Annotated in this window: 13 protein-coding genes and 1 rRNA gene; 8 read left to right on the top strand and 6 right to left on the bottom strand. The window is 52.0% G+C overall.

The window, feature by feature from the left end:
• Positions 1-43: 43 nt before the first annotated feature.
• Positions 44-159: ribosomal RNA gene (rrf, locus tag F3J37_RS21030) — 5S ribosomal RNA — on the top strand.
• Positions 160-289: 130 nt separating this feature from the next.
• Here rrf and mobB read toward each other — a convergent pair.
• Complete coding sequence (gene mobB / locus F3J37_RS21025; RefSeq protein WP_166935485.1) at positions 290-796, bottom strand: molybdopterin-guanine dinucleotide biosynthesis protein MobB; 507 nt, start codon at positions 794-796, stop codon at positions 290-292.
• Positions 796-1,368, bottom strand: coding sequence for a molybdenum cofactor guanylyltransferase MobA (gene mobA / locus F3J37_RS21020; protein ID WP_097119633.1), 573 nt, complete (start codon positions 1,366-1,368; stop codon positions 796-798). The genes mobB and mobA overlap by 1 nt, the downstream gene beginning before the upstream one ends.
• A 70-nt stretch (positions 1,369-1,438) precedes the next feature.
• Here mobA and F3J37_RS21015 point away from each other — a divergent pair, with 70 nt between their 5' ends.
• The 5 genes from F3J37_RS21015 (at position 1,439) to spfP (ending at position 6,882) form a co-directional block, all read left to right on the top strand.
• Positions 1,439-1,714 (top strand): YihD family protein, encoded by a 276-nt coding sequence (locus F3J37_RS21015; RefSeq protein ID WP_038643998.1) that lies wholly within the window; start codon positions 1,439-1,441, stop codon positions 1,712-1,714.
• A 46-nt stretch (positions 1,715-1,760) separates the two neighbouring features.
• Positions 1,761-2,747, top strand: coding sequence for a serine/threonine protein kinase (locus F3J37_RS21010; RefSeq protein WP_038643999.1), 987 nt, complete (start codon positions 1,761-1,763; stop codon positions 2,745-2,747).
• A gap of 26 nt (positions 2,748-2,773) precedes the next feature.
• Entirely contained in the window at positions 2,774-3,403 is a 630-nt protein-coding gene (gene dsbA / locus F3J37_RS21005; protein ID WP_034823914.1) for a thiol:disulfide interchange protein DsbA, read from the top strand.
• Between the two features lie 367 nt (positions 3,404-3,770).
• On the top strand, positions 3,771-6,560 hold the full coding sequence (polA, locus tag F3J37_RS21000) for a DNA polymerase I (RefSeq protein WP_166935483.1): 2,790 nt from the start codon (positions 3,771-3,773) through the stop codon (positions 6,558-6,560).
• A 274-nt stretch (positions 6,561-6,834) separates the two neighbouring features.
• On the top strand, positions 6,835-6,882 hold the full coding sequence (gene spfP / locus F3J37_RS28635; RefSeq protein WP_071892919.1) for a small protein SpfP: 48 nt from the start codon (positions 6,835-6,837) through the stop codon (positions 6,880-6,882).
• Positions 6,883-6,967: 85 nt separating this feature from the next.
• Here spfP and yihA read toward each other — a convergent pair whose 3' ends face one another.
• A complete protein-coding gene (gene yihA, locus F3J37_RS20995; RefSeq protein ID WP_058960150.1) occupies positions 6,968-7,606 on the bottom strand; it encodes a ribosome biogenesis GTP-binding protein YihA/YsxC in 639 nt (212 codons plus the stop codon).
• Positions 7,607-8,156: 550 nt separating this feature from the next.
• On the opposite strand from yihA, the gene yihI reads away from it, so the two are divergent.
• Entirely contained in the window at positions 8,157-8,678 is a 522-nt protein-coding gene (gene yihI / locus F3J37_RS20990; RefSeq protein ID WP_034823909.1) for a Der GTPase-activating protein YihI, read from the top strand.
• 235 nt (positions 8,679-8,913) lie between these two features.
• Positions 8,914-10,287: an oxygen-independent coproporphyrinogen III oxidase gene (gene hemN / locus F3J37_RS20985; protein WP_166935481.1), complete on the top strand. Its 1,374-nt coding sequence runs from the start codon at positions 8,914-8,916 to the stop codon at positions 10,285-10,287.
• A gap of 35 nt (positions 10,288-10,322) precedes the next feature.
• Here hemN and glnG read toward each other — a convergent pair whose 3' ends face one another.
• From glnG to glnA, 3 genes are all read right to left on the bottom strand, one after another.
• The gene (gene glnG, locus F3J37_RS20980; RefSeq protein ID WP_034823905.1) at positions 10,323-11,732 is read right to left on the bottom strand and encodes a nitrogen regulation protein NR(I); all 1,410 of its coding nucleotides are present in this window, start codon (positions 11,730-11,732) and stop codon (positions 10,323-10,325) included.
• Positions 11,733-11,739: 7 nt separating this feature from the next.
• Positions 11,740-12,789, bottom strand: coding sequence for a nitrogen regulation protein NR(II) (gene glnL, locus F3J37_RS20975; RefSeq protein ID WP_034823903.1), 1,050 nt, complete (start codon positions 12,787-12,789; stop codon positions 11,740-11,742).
• 186 nt (positions 12,790-12,975) lie between these two features.
• Positions 12,976-14,385 carry a glutamate--ammonia ligase gene (gene glnA / locus F3J37_RS20970; protein WP_097119640.1) on the bottom strand — a complete coding sequence of 470 codons (1,410 nt, stop codon included), beginning with the start codon at positions 14,383-14,385 and terminating at the stop codon, positions 12,976-12,978.
• Between the last annotated feature and the right edge of the window lie 431 nt (positions 14,386-14,816).

The raw sequence follows: 14,816 nt of genomic DNA, 5'->3' as shown, positions 1-14,816 counted from the left end.
GTTCGCGTGGTGACGGATGTCACGGCGTGAATAACAGAATTTGCCTGGCGGCTTTAGCGCGGTGGTCCCACCTGACCCCATGCCGAACTCAGAAGTGAAACGCCGTAGCGCCGATGGTAGTGTGGGGTCTCCCCATGCGAGAGTAGGGAACTGCCAGGCATCAAACAAGTGAAGAAACCCTGAACGAAAGTTCAGGGTTTTTTTACGTCTGCAGATCGGCGAAATCGGGGTTGTTTTACGTCTGAAACTGACGCCTGTAGTTTAGCCAGACGATCATAAAACCCCCTGGTTACTGGCCTTTTCTCAGCCATTTTTCAATAAAATCAGCAACCTTAACCGGCTGATTAATATCGAGAAGTGGGCGGTCGACCGTTAAATTCTCATCGCTGGCCAGCGCAACCACGTATTCATCCAGTAAATCAGCAAATTCCCCTTTGACACCACGCCGCCACAACGCGATTTTGGGTACTGGCTCATCTTTAAAGCCCTCAACCAGCACCAGATCCAGCGCGAAACTGTCCATCCGCGCGACCAGTTCCGCCAGATTCAACGTCTGATCAGGGGTTTCACACATCAATGCCCAGCGCTGAGTACTGGCAACAATCACCTGATCGGCACCTGCTTTTCGCAGCAGATAGCTATCTTTTCCCGGCGTATCAATGTCCATTTGATGATGGGTATGTTTGATTAACCCAGAACGAATACCGCGAGCCTTAAGCAGCGGTATCACCTGTTGCAGCAAAGTGGTTTTTCCGGTGCCACTCCACGCAACGATCGCCAGTAAAGGCACGCTCATCACTGCTTTTCCCCATCAACTAAATCGTCGGGCGTATTAATGTTGCGGAAAGCTGCCTCAGAATCTGTGAACGTCACGGCATGCCCACCATGTTCACGCAGAAACTGCATTAAACGCCGCTCACCACGAAGCAGCCAGGCTTCCAGATCGTCGGCCAGTGATCGATTGACCAGTGCCAATGCTGGATGATCACGCTGCGTTGATCGTACCCACACCGCAGGTGCCGCGCCGCGCTGCTGCCATAATCGTGCAACGAAGTCCTCCGGTAACCAGGGCGTATCACAGGCACAAAAGGCGACCCACTCGGTCTTACTGTGCTGCAAGCCACTTAACATGCCTGCCAACGGACCGGGGTAATCTGGCATCGAATCAGTAACGACCTGACAACCGCTAGCCTGATAACGATCAATGTTACGGTTGGCGCTTATCAACACAATATTGACCTGTGGCATCAAACGCTGCAAAACGTGCTGATAAAGCGGTTTGCCCTGCAATTCCAGCAGCCCTTTATCCAGGCCGCCCATACGACTGCCTTGCCCACCTGCGAGGATCACGCCGGTAAATGCGGTCATTTTCGTCTCCTTGATCATACTGGACGATACTTGCATAACGGCAGCCTACCACTGCATAGAGGAATCAATGATGAAATATCACCGACTTAATGAATTGTTCGAACTCCTGCAACCGGCCTGGCAAAAGGAGTCTGACCTTAACCTGCTGGCATTTTTACAGAAACTGGCGCAGGAATCAGGCTTCAGTGGCCCATTAAGTGAATTAACCGATGACATATTGATTTACCATCTCAAAATGCGTGACGCTGGCTGCGATGCGGAAATTCCCGGACTGAAAAAGGATTATGAAGTGGACTTCAAAACCGCGCTATTACGTGCACGCGGTGTGATTAAGGATGATGAGTAGTGTTATCCTTGCGCATTCCTTGCAACGGTAACACACAGGCAAAATGATGAGCGAAGCCGCCTTTAATTTCCAGACGCTGGACCCCGATGTCATCCTGGATGCACTTTGGGATGCGGGTCTGCGTGTCGAATCCGGCTTAACCGCCCTCAATAGCTACGAAAACCGTGTCTATCAGTTTAGTGATGACGACAAACGTCGCTATGTGGCTAAGTTCTATCGCCCACAACGCTGGAGTGCGCAACAAATTCTCGAAGAGCACCAGTTCACGCATGATCTGCTGGCCGATGAAGTGCCTGTTGCAGCACCACTGGCACTGCAGGGCAGTACGCTGAATCACCATGCTGGTTTTATGTTTGCCGTTTTCCCAAGCCTGGGTGGGCGACAGTATGAAACCGATAATGAAGAACAGATGGAGTGGGTGGGCCGCTTTCTTGGTCGCATCCATCAAACAGGTCGCCAGAGCTTGTTTCAACAGCGTCCAACCTTCGGCCTGGAAGAGTATGTCTTACAACCTCGCCAGGAGCTGGAGCAAAGTACGCTGGTACCGGCTGCCCTGAAGGATGCGCTGCTGAACGCCGTTGATAAACTTATCGGCACCTTACAGCAGCGCTGGCATGATAAATGGCAGCCGCTCAGGCTGCATGGCGACTGCCATCCAGGTAATATCCTGTGGCGCGATGGCCCGATGTTTGTCGATCTTGATGATGCACGCAACGGGCCTGCAGTGCAGGATCTGTGGATGCTGGTAAACGGCGATCGTCAGGAACAGCTGATTCAGTGGGATATTCTGCTGGAAGCTTATAATGAATTCAGTGACTTTGATTTACATGAATTGTCACTGATTGAGCCTTTACGCGCTATGCGCATGGTTTATTATTTGGCCTGGGTGGTACGCCGCTGGCAGGACCCGGCTTTTCCGCGCGCCTTTCCCTGGATGACCGATGAGGATTTCTGGCGCCGACAGATTGCACTATTTATCGAGCAGGAGAGGCTGTTACATCAACCCCCGTTGCAGCTTAGCCCGCAATTTTAATGAAGTACTCAGGAGATTTTTTCACGATGAAAAAGATTATGTTTGCGCTGGTAGGTTTAATGCTGGCATTTGGCGCCTCAGCGGCACAGTTCAATGACGGCAAACAATTCGTCACGCTGCCAAAGCCGGTTGCTGGTGAGCCTCAGGTACTGGAGTTCTTCTCCTTCTTCTGCCCGCACTGCTACCAGTTCGAACGCGTCTATCACGTGAGTGATGCCGTGAAAAAGAACCTGCCAGCAGATACTAAAGTGACGAAATATCACGTTGATTTTCTCGGTGGAGACTTCGGTCCTGTTGTGACTCAGGCCTGGGCGGTCGCGATGGCGCTGGGCGTGGAAAGCAAGGTCACTGCACCGATCTTTGATGGTATTCAGAAAACCCAAACCATTACCGATGCGGCGAGCCTGAAAGCCACCTTCATCCAGGCGGCTGGTATTTCATCAGAAGATTATGATGCAGCCTGGAATAGCTTTGCGGTAAAAGCGTTGGTCGCCCAGCAGCAGAAAGCGGCAGCCGATCTTAATCTGCAGGGCGTGCCAGCCATCTTCGTTAACGGCAAATACATGGTGAACAACGGCGGCCTGGACACCAGCTCTATGGACAATTTCGTTGCCGATTATGCCAACGTAGTGAAATTCCTGGTTGAGAAGAAGTAATTAAGCGCAAATAAACGCCGGCGATGTCGGCGTTTTTACTCCCTTTCCCATGACGTAATCATGACATCCCCGTTAACCCTCCGCTTAATATCCACATGGACGATCACCTTTTCAAAAAGGCGAGCTTCATCACGGTAAGTTAATAACAAATTGAAAAATAATAACTTTTATCAGTAAAATGATTGCAATTAACGTAAATAACAATACGTTATGATTTTTACGCACAAAGTTATCCACAGTCTGATCCTTGCGATCCACACCGCGTAACGACGAAAAAGATCCTGACATCCTTGCTCTGATTCAACATTCCTCTCTGGTTGTGGCATCCTTATAGCCCTCATTATCGCAACGAAGAAAAAACGAACCTATGGCGCAAATTGCAGAAAATCCCCTGATTCTGGTAGACGGATCCTCTTATCTCTACCGGGCGTATCATGCCTTTCCGCCGCTGACCAACAGTGCAGGCGAGCCCACGGGCGCGATGTACGGTGTGCTCAACATGCTGAAAAGTTTGCTGATGCAGTATCAGCCGAGCCATGTGGCCGTGGTCTTCGATGCGAAAGGCAAAACTTTCCGCGATGAATTATTCGAGCACTACAAATCGCATCGTCCGCCAATGCCCGACGATCTGCGTGCACAGATCGAGCCGCTGCACGAGATGGTCAAAGCGATGGGATTACCGCTGCTAGCGGTGACCGGCGTTGAGGCTGATGACGTGATTGGTACTCTGGCACTGGAAGCAGAAAAGCAGGGCCGTGCAGTGCTGATCAGTACCGGTGATAAGGATATGGCGCAGCTGGTCACGCCGGGCATTACGTTGATCAATACCATGACCAACACCGTGTTGGGCCCGGAAGAGGTTGAGCAAAAATACGGTGTGCCGCCTTCATTGATTATCGATTTCCTTGCCATGATGGGTGACAGCTCGGATAACATTCCGGGTGTGCCTGGCGTGGGTGAGAAAACGGCACAGGCGCTGCTGCAGGGCCTGGGCGGTATGCAGTCGATTTACGACAACCTGGATAAAGTGGCGGATCTCTCGTTCCGTGGCGCGAAGACCATGGCAGCGAAGCTGGAGCAGAATCGCGAAGTCGCATTCCTGTCCTATCAGCTGGCGACCATCAAAACGGATGTAGAACTGGAACTGGGTTGTGAGCAACTCACCGTTAACGAACCGGACGTTGAAAAGCTGCAAAATCTTTTCGGCCGCTATGAATTCAAACGCTGGATCACCGATTTACAGGACGGCACCTGGTTGCAGGGCAAAAAGAGCAATGTGCAGGCGCAGAAATCGCTGGCGACTGAACCAGTGGCTACGGTGGCGGAAACTGCTAGCGTGTTGTCATCTGACGGCTATATCACCATTTTGGATGAGGCAACCTTCGACGAGTGGCTGCAAAAACTGAAAAAAGCAGAACTCTTTGCCTTCGATCTGGAAACCGATTCTCTGGATAGCTGGAGTGCCAACATTGTCGGCCTCTCCTTTGCGGTTGCGCCCGGTGAAGCCGCTTATCTTCCGGTGGCCCATGACTATCTTGATGCGCCAGAACAACTCGACCGCAGCGACGTGTTGAAAAAGCTAAAACCGCTACTGGAAGACGCTAAATCTGCAAAAGTCGGTCAGAACCTCAAATACGATCGTGGCGTGCTGAAGAACTACGATATTGAGCTGAACGGCATTAAATTCGACACCATGCTGGAATCTTATTGCCTGAGCAGCGTCGGCGGCAAACATGATATGGATAGCCTGGCTTCGCGCTGGCTGAACCATAAAACCGTCACCTTCGAAGAGATTGCCGGTAAAGGAAAAAATCAGCTGACCTTCAACCAGATTGCTATCGAGCAGGCCGCTCATTACGCTGCAGAAGACGCAGATGTCACGCTGCAGTTGCATCTGCAGATGTGGCCGAAGCTGGAGCAGGAAGCGGGTCCGAAGCAGGTCTTCACCGATATCGAGATGCCGCTGGTGACCGTGATTTCACGCATTGAACGCAACGGCGTATTGATCGATCAAAACATCCTGGCCAAACATTCGCAGGAGCTGACCGCACGTCTGGCGGAACTGGAGTTGAAAGCGCACGAACTGGCAGGCGAGCCGTTTAATCTCTCCTCCACCAAACAGCTGCAAACCATTCTGTTTGAAAAGCAGGGCATCAAGCCCACTAAAAAAACGCCGGGTGGCGCACCGTCAACCAGCGAAGAAGTGCTGGCTGAACTGGCGCTGGACTATCCGCTGCCCAAAGTGATTCTGGAGCATCGTGGCCTGTCTAAGCTGAAGTCGACTTATACCGACAAATTGCCTTTGATGATCAATCCGGTTACCGGCCGCGTGCATACTTCTTATCATCAGGCGGTCACGGCCACCGGACGTCTCTCATCTACCGATCCCAACCTGCAAAATATCCCAGTGCGCAACGATGAAGGCCGTCGTATTCGCCAGGCTTTTATCGCAGGTAAAGATAATCGCATCGTTGCGGCTGACTACTCGCAAATTGAACTGCGCATCATGGCGCATCTGTCGCAGGATAAAGGCCTGCTGGATGCGTTTGCGCAGGGTGAAGACATTCACCGCGCGACAGCGTCAGAAGTCTTTGGTGTTGCGCTGAGCAAGGTTTCAGGTGAGCAACGCCGCAGTGCCAAGGCAATTAACTTTGGCCTGATTTATGGCATGAGCGCCTTCGGTCTGTCGCGCCAGTTGAATATCGGTGCTGGCGAAGCGAAAAAGTATATGGATCTCTACTTTGAGCGTTATCCGGGCGTACTGCGTTACATGGAAGAGACTCGCACTCAGGCGGCAGAGAAGGGCTACGTGGAGACACTGGATGGTCGCCGCCTGTGGCTTCCGGACATCAGCTCCAGCAACGCCATTCGTCGTAAGGCGGCAGAGCGCGCGGCGATTAACGCCCCGATGCAGGGCACCGCAGCGGACATTATCAAACGCGCGATGATCGCTGTAGATGGCTGGTTACTGCAACAGCAGGATGACGCTGTGAAGATGATCATGCAGGTACACGATGAACTGGTGTTTGAAATCCACAAAGACGCGGTAGAGAGTGCGAGTGCGACGATCCGCCAACTGATGGAGAGCAGCATGAAACTTGATGTACCGCTGCAGGTTGAAGTGGGAACGGGCGATAACTGGGACCAGGCGCACTAAGGAACGTTGTCGGCGGTATATCTATGCCGCTGACATCGTCATAAGAAAAAAGTTTACTTAATCGGTTCAGCAACGATGTAAAGCCGCTTGTTAAATGCGCATTTTGTAACTGCCTATCGGCTAAGCATTTTTTTAGTAATTAAACTACACGCCTTAAGCCAAAGTGTGACGGACCCGGTAAAAAAGATGTGGAATCCTGAAACTTAACAACAAAAAACCCTTTGTTGGTCAGGAAAAATCAGGTAAAGTTCATCGCGTAGGGTACAGAGGTAAGATGTTCTATCTTTCAGACCTTTTACTTCACGTAATCGGATTTGGCTGAATATTTAGCCGCCCCAGTCATTTATGACTGGGGCGTTTTTTATTGGGCTTTTTCTGAAAAGCGGGTCGTAAACCCGCGCTTCACATTACGCAGAAGGGGCTTCTTCATCTTCCTGCGCCGGTTCCAGTTCACTGAACCAGCTATCCAGTTTCTGGCGAACGATATCAACGCCGATCTTCTTGAGTGACGAAAACATCTCTACCTGCACATCACCCATAAAACTTAATGCTGCCTCACGCACCAGTTTGAGCTGCGCTTTACGTGCACCTGATGCCAGCTTATCTGCTTTGGTTAACAGCACCAGTACAGGGATGCCGCTCTGGACTGCCCATTCAATCATATTCTGATCGAGGTCTTTCAGCGGATGGCGAATATCCATCAGCACCACCAGGCCTTTCAGTGCCTGGCGCTTCTGCAAATATTCAGACAGCGCACGCTGCCATTTACGTTTCATCTCTTCCGGGACTTCGGCGTAGCCATAACCCGGCAAGTCGACCAGGGTTTTCCCCTCGACGACCTGGAACAGGTTGATGAGCTGAGTACGACCTGGCGTTTTACTGGTACGCGCCAGGCTTTTCTGGTTGGTGATGGTATTCAGCGCGCTGGATTTGCCTGCGTTAGAGCGTCCGGCAAACGCGACCTCAATGCCCACATCTGCCGGTAAATGGCGAATATCCGGGGCGCTGAGCACGAAGTGGGTCATGTGATAATTCAAAGCAGACAAAGTAAAGCTCCAGCAAAGTGATTCGTTCAATTGGGCTGATTATACCTGTTATGGCGCAAAAGTGCCCGATAGCGTCTTAACGCGCCATTTTGTAAGAGATCGACGATAATTACTGCCAGTCATTACCGATTAATAGAATGTTCATATGTTGGATAGCGTAATATTTTCAATAAGATAAATAGATATTGAAAATTACCGCTCTAAATTAAAGACATGTCTCACTTGTTCATTTTACTGATTGGTCTACATTTGGTATCAGTGCACGGCAGCACCCATCAGGATGATGCGCTCAGGAGTGTCGGGGATGACCAGGAGCATGGCAGGATGTGATTCAGGTATGAGTCGGACAAGGAAAAGGATTACTCGCAGGAGCGATGAGGCGAAGGAGCAACCGGGACGTTGAGAGCTGTAAAGGATTTATACCGTTATTCCTTCAGTAGAAGGTGCGAAATAAGGCGATAGCATAGGCTATCGCCTTTTTTCTTTGTCATCTTTCTGCTAGATTTCGCCGCAATTCTATACTGAAGAAAAATCGCCGAGACCGGACACCATGAAGCAACCTGCACCAGCCCAGCGTGGCAAACCTGCTGCTAAAGCCAAACGCAAATCGCGTGAAGAACTGAACCAGGAAGCACGCGATCGTAAACGCGATAAAAAGCACAGCGGCCATAAAGCGGGCAGCCGTGCTAACCCGGAAACCAAAGGCGCTGGCAAAGGCCAGGGTCAGAAAAATGCCGATCCACGTACTGGCAGCAAAAAACCGGTTGCGCTGGTGGCCGATGGTAAAACCGTACCGGAGAAAAAGCCGGTAGCGAAAGCCAGGCCGAAAGCGGAGAAGGTTCGTCTGACACCGGAAGAAGAGCTGGCGAAGCTGGAAAATGATGAACGCCTCGACACCTTACTGGACCGTCTGGAAAGTGGTGAGACACTCAGCGCTGAAGATCAGGCATGGCTCGATCAGACGCTGGATCGCATTGACGAACTGATGGAAACCCTCGGTATCGCGTTGGATGACGGTGCTGAAGATGAACAAGCCGAAGTCGATATGATGCGCTTGTTAAAAGGCAACTAAGTCATTTTTGATCGGCATGCGCATTTGCGCATGCCGCGCTAAACAGGTATTCGCTGATGCTTTGGCCTGGATCAATTTTAGCGCTGCTGCTGACATGTTATCTCCTGTGGTTATTGTTTAAACTTCGTCGCCTGTCGCGTCTGAAGTCGCGTTTACGCCGGCGTACGGCTCACCGCTATCTCTCCTCTTCTGCAACGCGACCCTCCCTCAAACGACGTCACCGTAAGGAGTGAGCATGTCATCGCAGCAGATTGAATGGGACCAGCGGCTGATTGAAAAATACAATTACGCGGGTCCGCGTTACACCTCATACCCCACTGCGCTGGAGTTCAATGAGAACTTTGGCGAGGCAAGCTTCCAGTTTGCGGTTGAACGCTATCCTCAACGTTCTCTGTCGCTGTATGTCCATATTCCGTTCTGCCATCGCCTTTGCTACTTCTGCGGCTGTAATAAGATTGTGACGCGCCAGCTGCACAAGGCCGATCGCTATCTGGATGTGCTGGAGCAGGAAATCCGCCAGCGTGCGCCGCTGTTTGCCGGACGCCGCGTCACGCAATTGCACTGGGGCGGTGGTACGCCAACCTTTCTCAACCAAGCTCAGGTCAGCCGGCTGGTGGCGCTGCTGCGTGGCCATTTTGAGATTGCTGATGACGTTGAGATGTCGATCGAAGTCGATCCACGCGAAATTGAGCTGGCGATGATCGATCATCTGCGTGCTGAAGGTTTTAATCGCCTGAGTATGGGTGTGCAGGACTTCAATAAGGCGGTGCAGGAGCGTGTCAATCGCGTGCAGGATGAAGAGACTATCTTCGGGCTGGTCGAGCGCGCGCGTGCGCGAGGATTCCGCTCAGTCAGCCTGGATCTGATTTACGGCCTGCCGCTCCAGACGCCCGAAAGCTTTGCCTTCACCTTACAGCGAGTCATCGCGCTTAATCCCGATCGTCTCAGCGTATTCAATTACGCGCACATGCCGACGCTGTTTGCTGCACAACGCAAAATCAAAGATGAAGAGCTGCCCGGTGCGGAACAGAAGCTGCAAATCCTGCAGCAAACCATTGGCACCTTAACGGATGCAGGCTATCGGTTCATCGGGATGGATCACTTTGCCAAACCGGATGATGAGCTGGCCATTGCGCAACGTGCGGGTGAACTGCACCGCAATTTTCAGGGGTACACCACGCAAGGCGAGACTGAGCTGGTGGGATTTGGCGTCTCAGCGATCAGTATGCTGGGAGACAGTTATGCTCAGAACCAAAAAGAATTGAAAGAATACTATGCCAGCGTGGAGCAGAGCGGGAACGCGCTATGGCGTGGTTTGACACTAAGCGACGATGACTGTCTGCGCCGTGATGTCATCAAAACGCTGATTTGTCATTTCTCATTAGATTTCGCGGCGATTGAAGCGCAGTGGCCGATCACCTTCGAAACCTATTTTGCGGAAGATTTAGCTTTACTGGCGCCTTTGATGGCGGATGGTTTGCTGGAACGGCGTGGGCGTAGTCTGCATGTCACAGGAATTGGGCGTTTACTGATTCGTAACATCTGCATGTGCTTCGATCGTTATCTGCGCCAAAAGGCTCGCATGCAGCAATTCTCGCGGGTGATATAAAAATCAGGGGAGCATCGCGCTCCCCTGATTCTCACTTATTCCATTCCGAGCTCTTTCAGTTTACGCGTCAGGGTATTACGACCCCAACCCAATAAACGTGCGGCTTCCTGCTTGTGTCCCTGAGTGTGACGCAGGGCGGTGGTGAGCAGCGTGCGCTCCATCTCCGGCTGCGCTTCAGAGAGCAGGTTTTGATGACCGGAACGCAGCGCGCGGTCCGCCCATTGTGCCAGCAAGGTGGCCCAGCTATCCGGCAGAGACTGCACTGGATTGTCCGGCGTGCTCGACTCAAACAGCTCCGGCGGCAGATCCTGAATCAGTACTTCCTGGCCTGCAGCCATCACGGTTAACCAGCGGCAGGTATTTTCCAGCTGGCGTACGTTACCGGACCAATGCAGGCGCGTCAGCGCGGTTTCGGTTTCCGGATGCAGAATCTTCGCTTCGACGCCCAACTCACGCGCGGCGACTTGCAGGAAGTAGCGCGCCAGACGTGGGATATCTTCACGACGCTCACGCAGCGGCGGTAAGTGCACGCGAATCACGTTCAGGCGATGGAACAGATCCTCACGGAACTTGCCTTCCTGCACGCGCAACTCAAGGTTTTGGTGGGTTGCCGCGATAATACGCACATCCACTTTCACCGGTGCGTAGCCGCCCACGCGATAGAACTGGCCATCGGCCAACACGCGCAGCAAGCGGGTTTGCACGTCGAGCGGCATATCACCTATTTCATCAAGAAACAGCGTGCCCCCATCGGCCTGTTCAAAACGGCCCTGACGGATCTGATTCGCCCCGGTAAAGGCCCCTTTCTCATGCCCGAACAATTCGGATTCGATCAGGTCTTTTGGGATTGCCGCCATATTCAGCGCGATAAACGGTGATTTGGCACGCGGGCTGTGACGATGCAGCGCATGCGCCACCAGTTCTTTACCGGTACCGGATTCACCATTAATCAGCACGCTGATGGAAGAGCGCGACAAACGGCCAATAATACGGAACACATCCTGCATCGCTGGCGCTTCGCCAATGATGTCGGTTGTCGGGCCGCTTACCGGCTGATTACGCGGCTGCTGCTGTTCCTGATAGTGACTGATCGCACGTTCAACCAGCGCGACCGCTTCATCAATATCAAACGGCTTGGGCAGATAATCGAACGCGCCTTGTTGATATGCGCTGACGGCGGCATCAAGATCCGAATGCGCGGTCATTATGATGACCGGTAGCATTGGGTGACGCTGTTTAATTTGTTTCAGCAGCGCCAGTCCATCCATGCCCGGCATGCGAATATCCGATAACAATACATCTGGGGTTTTACTTGAGAGTGCATCCAGCACCTCATTGCCGCTGTCAAATGTCGCGCAGCTCAAACCGGCTCCAGTGAGCGCACGTTCAAGCACCCAGCGGATGGAGCTATCGTCATCGACGATCCAGACTATCCCTCGTTGCATAGAAACCTCACTGGCGAATAGGCAGGTAAACCGAGAATTCGGTATGTCCTGGCCAACTGTTAAATTCTATTTTTCCTGAATGCTGATCGATCAGGCTGCGGGCGATGGAGAGACCTAAACCGGTGCCTCCTTCTCGACCACTCACCATCGGATAGAACAGCGTGTCCTGTAGCTGAGCAGGAATCCCAGGGCCATCATCTTCGATATCAATACGTGCCACCAGGCGATAACGGGTGCCGTGCAGCGTCAGCTGGAACGCGGTACGGGTGCGGATCACGATAGTGCCACCTTCGTCACCCAGCGCCTGCAACGCATTACGCACTACGTTGAGTAGCACCTGCTCAATCTGATCGGGATCGTGTGGCAGCTCGGGCAGGCTCGGGTCGTAATCACGCACCAGCGAGACATTGTCCGGCAGCTCCATCGAGACCAGATTCACCACGCGCTCCGCCACCTGATGAATGCTTTGTGTGACGTGCATACCGGGCTGTTGGGGCCCCAGTAAACGATCAACCAGATTACGCAGGCGGTCCGCCTGTTCGATAATAATCCGGGTATATTCATGCAGCGAAGGATCGGGCAGAGCACGCGTTAATAACTGCGCGGCGCCGCGTAAACCTCCGAGCGGGTTTTTAATTTCATGCGCCAGTCCGCGCACTAAATCACGTGCAGCGACCTGCTGAGCATGTTGCAGCTGTTCCTGGCTGAGACGGCGTTGATTATCCATCGGCGCCATTTCCAGCAGGATAAGACCATCGGGTAGACGCTGTGCGGTCAGCGACATAATGTGCGCGCGGCCATCGACCACTAACGTCACTTCGCTGTCGGTAAAGCCCTGGCCTGCTCCAAGACTCTCGCTCATCACCTCAATATTCAGCGAAAAATAGCCGGTTAATTCCGGTAATGGCGTGCCGAACAATTTGCGTGAGCTTTGTGCCAGTAATTGCTGCGCTGCCGGGTTGGCATAATGGATAACCAGATCGTTATCGACCAGCAAAATACTGTTGATTAGAGAGTTAAGAATCTGCCCCGCGTCGGGCAATGTGCCAGTTGCCATACAGCGTTCCTCTGCACTAATTTAGTGCATTATAGCCTTTTGGGACTGAAAACTATCATTCGAACGATGAATTCGCGGTGAAAAAAGCCCATCCGGAGATGGGCTAAAGTTTCCACGGCAACAAAAAAACGTTCAGGTTATTTACGCCGCCAATCAGCGGCGTGAAATGCGCTGAAATTTTTTAAATTAAACGCTGTAGTACAGTTCGAACTCAACTGGGTGCGGAGTCATGCGCACGCGGTCAACTTCTGGCTTACGCAGTTCGATATACGCGTCGATAGCGTCATCAGTGAACACGCCGCCACGGGTCAGGAACTCGCGGTCTTCGTTCAGTGCGTTCAGTGCTTCTTCCAGAGAACCTGCAACTTTTGGAATCTCAGCTTCTTCTTCCGGTGGCAGGTCATACAGGTTTTTGTCCATCGCATCGCCAGGGTGGATCTTGTTGATAACACCATCAAGACCCGCCATCAGCAGCGCGGTGAAGGCCAGGTATGGGTTAGCCGCTGGATCCGGGAAGCGTGCTTCGATACGACGTGCTTTCGGGCTCGCAACCACTGGGATACGAATTGAAGCTGAACGGTTACGTGCTGAGTAAGCCAGCATAACAGGTGCTTCGTAACCCGGGACCAGACGCTTGTAAGAGTTGGTGGTTGGGTTAGCCAGGGCGTTGATCGCTTTAGCGTGCTTGATGATACCGCCGATGTAGAACAGAGCAGTTTCAGACAGGCCGCCGTACTTGTCGCCAGAGAACAGGTTCACGCCGCCTTTTGACAGGGACATGTGGCAGTGCATACCAGAACCGTTATCGCCGAACATTGGCTTAGGCATGAAGGTTGCAGTTTTGCCGTACGCGTGAGCAACGTTGTGCACCACGTATTTGTAGATCTGAATTTCGTCAGCTTTTTTGGTCATGGTGTTGAAGCGGGTAGCCACTTCGTTCTGACCAGCAGTAGCAACTTCGTGGTGGTGAGCTTCAACCACCAGGCCCATCTGCTCCATGGTCAGACACATAGCAGAACGGATGTCCTGAGATGAATCGACTGGTGGAACCGGGAAGTAACCGCCTTTCAGACCTGGACGGTGACCTTTGTTACCGCCTTCGTATTCTTTACCGGTGTTCCATGCCGCTTCGATATCATCGATAGCCACGTGTGAACCTGAAGTAGAAGAACCGAAACGGATGTCATCGAACAGGAAGAACTCTGGCTCTGGTCCAAACAGCACGGTATCCGCGATGCCTGAAGAACGCAGGAACTCTTCTGCACGTTTAGCAATGGAGCGTGGGTCACGGTCGTAGCCCTGCAGCGTGCCTGGCTCGAGGATGTCACAACGGATGATCAGCGTTGGATCTTCGAAGAAAGGATCCATAACTGCAGTGGTCGCATCCGGCATCAGCACCATGTCTGATTCGTTAATGCCTTTCCAGCCACCGATGGATGAGCCATCGAACATTTTGCCTTCTTCGAAGAAGTCAGCGTTAACCTGGTGAGCAGGGATAGTAACGTGCTGTTCTTTACCTTTGGTATCGGTAAAACGCAGGTCAACAAACTTAACTTCGTGCTCGTTCATCATCGAGAGGACGTGTTCAGCGGACATACTTAAACTCTCCTGGAAATGGTCATAATCGTCATGGTGAGAGAACTTCGTTGCCTGGAATGTGTCACGCTTACTGACCACCCCTAACCAAGATCTCGGCAAGCTCTTTTCAACCGTTGTATAACTGTCGTTTTCGCTTGAAAGATATAAAGCGAATTCTGTGCCAACTTTATTACAATGGTAAAAATGGCGCTGTGACGCGCTCTTTCGTGAGTCGGTCACTGCACCAGTATGGATGATGCGCACTAATTTGGTGCTTCATAGATCAATTTTCGCCCCAAAAAGGTGCAAAACCCCATTGCAGTGCAGATTAATGCACCGTTATTGGTGCTAAAAAACAGCACTAAGATAAACTTTAAGGGAATACTGTGATCATGTTCAGTCTTTCGCTTAATCCGTGTACAATACCGCGTTATTTCTATAATGCCTGA

This window comes from Candidatus Pantoea communis (assembly GCF_011752685.1).
Taxonomy (GTDB): Bacteria; Pseudomonadota; Gammaproteobacteria; order Enterobacterales; family Enterobacteriaceae; genus Pantoea; species Pantoea communis.
Note: the sequence above shows the minus strand (reverse complement) of the source record. Positions and strands in the feature narration are given on the sequence as shown.

What these genes read in the sequence shown, in the direction of transcription:
- glnA (WP_097119640.1), bottom strand. Translation starts at nt 14,385, where the DNA reads ATGTCCGCTGAACACGTCCTCTCGATGATGAACGAGCACGAAGTTAAG.
- mobB (WP_166935485.1), bottom strand. Translation starts at nt 796, where the DNA reads ATGAGCGTGCCTTTACTGGCGATCGTTGCGTGGAGTGGCACCGGAAAA.
- dsbA (WP_034823914.1), top strand. Translation starts at nt 2,774, where the DNA reads ATGAAAAAGATTATGTTTGCGCTGGTAGGTTTAATGCTGGCATTTGGC.
- hemN (WP_166935481.1), top strand. Translation starts at nt 8,914, where the DNA reads ATGTCATCGCAGCAGATTGAATGGGACCAGCGGCTGATTGAAAAATAC.
- polA (WP_166935483.1), top strand. Translation starts at nt 3,771, where the DNA reads ATGGCGCAAATTGCAGAAAATCCCCTGATTCTGGTAGACGGATCCTCT.
- mobA (WP_097119633.1), bottom strand. Translation starts at nt 1,368, where the DNA reads ATGACCGCATTTACCGGCGTGATCCTCGCAGGTGGGCAAGGCAGTCGT.
- F3J37_RS21010 (WP_038643999.1), top strand. Translation starts at nt 1,761, where the DNA reads ATGAGCGAAGCCGCCTTTAATTTCCAGACGCTGGACCCCGATGTCATC.
- glnL (WP_034823903.1), bottom strand. Translation starts at nt 12,789, where the DNA reads ATGGCAACTGGCACATTGCCCGACGCGGGGCAGATTCTTAACTCTCTA.
- yihI (WP_034823909.1), top strand. Translation starts at nt 8,157, where the DNA reads ATGAAGCAACCTGCACCAGCCCAGCGTGGCAAACCTGCTGCTAAAGCC.
- F3J37_RS21015 (WP_038643998.1), top strand. Translation starts at nt 1,439, where the DNA reads ATGAAATATCACCGACTTAATGAATTGTTCGAACTCCTGCAACCGGCC.
- glnG (WP_034823905.1), bottom strand. Translation starts at nt 11,732, where the DNA reads ATGCAACGAGGGATAGTCTGGATCGTCGATGACGATAGCTCCATCCGC.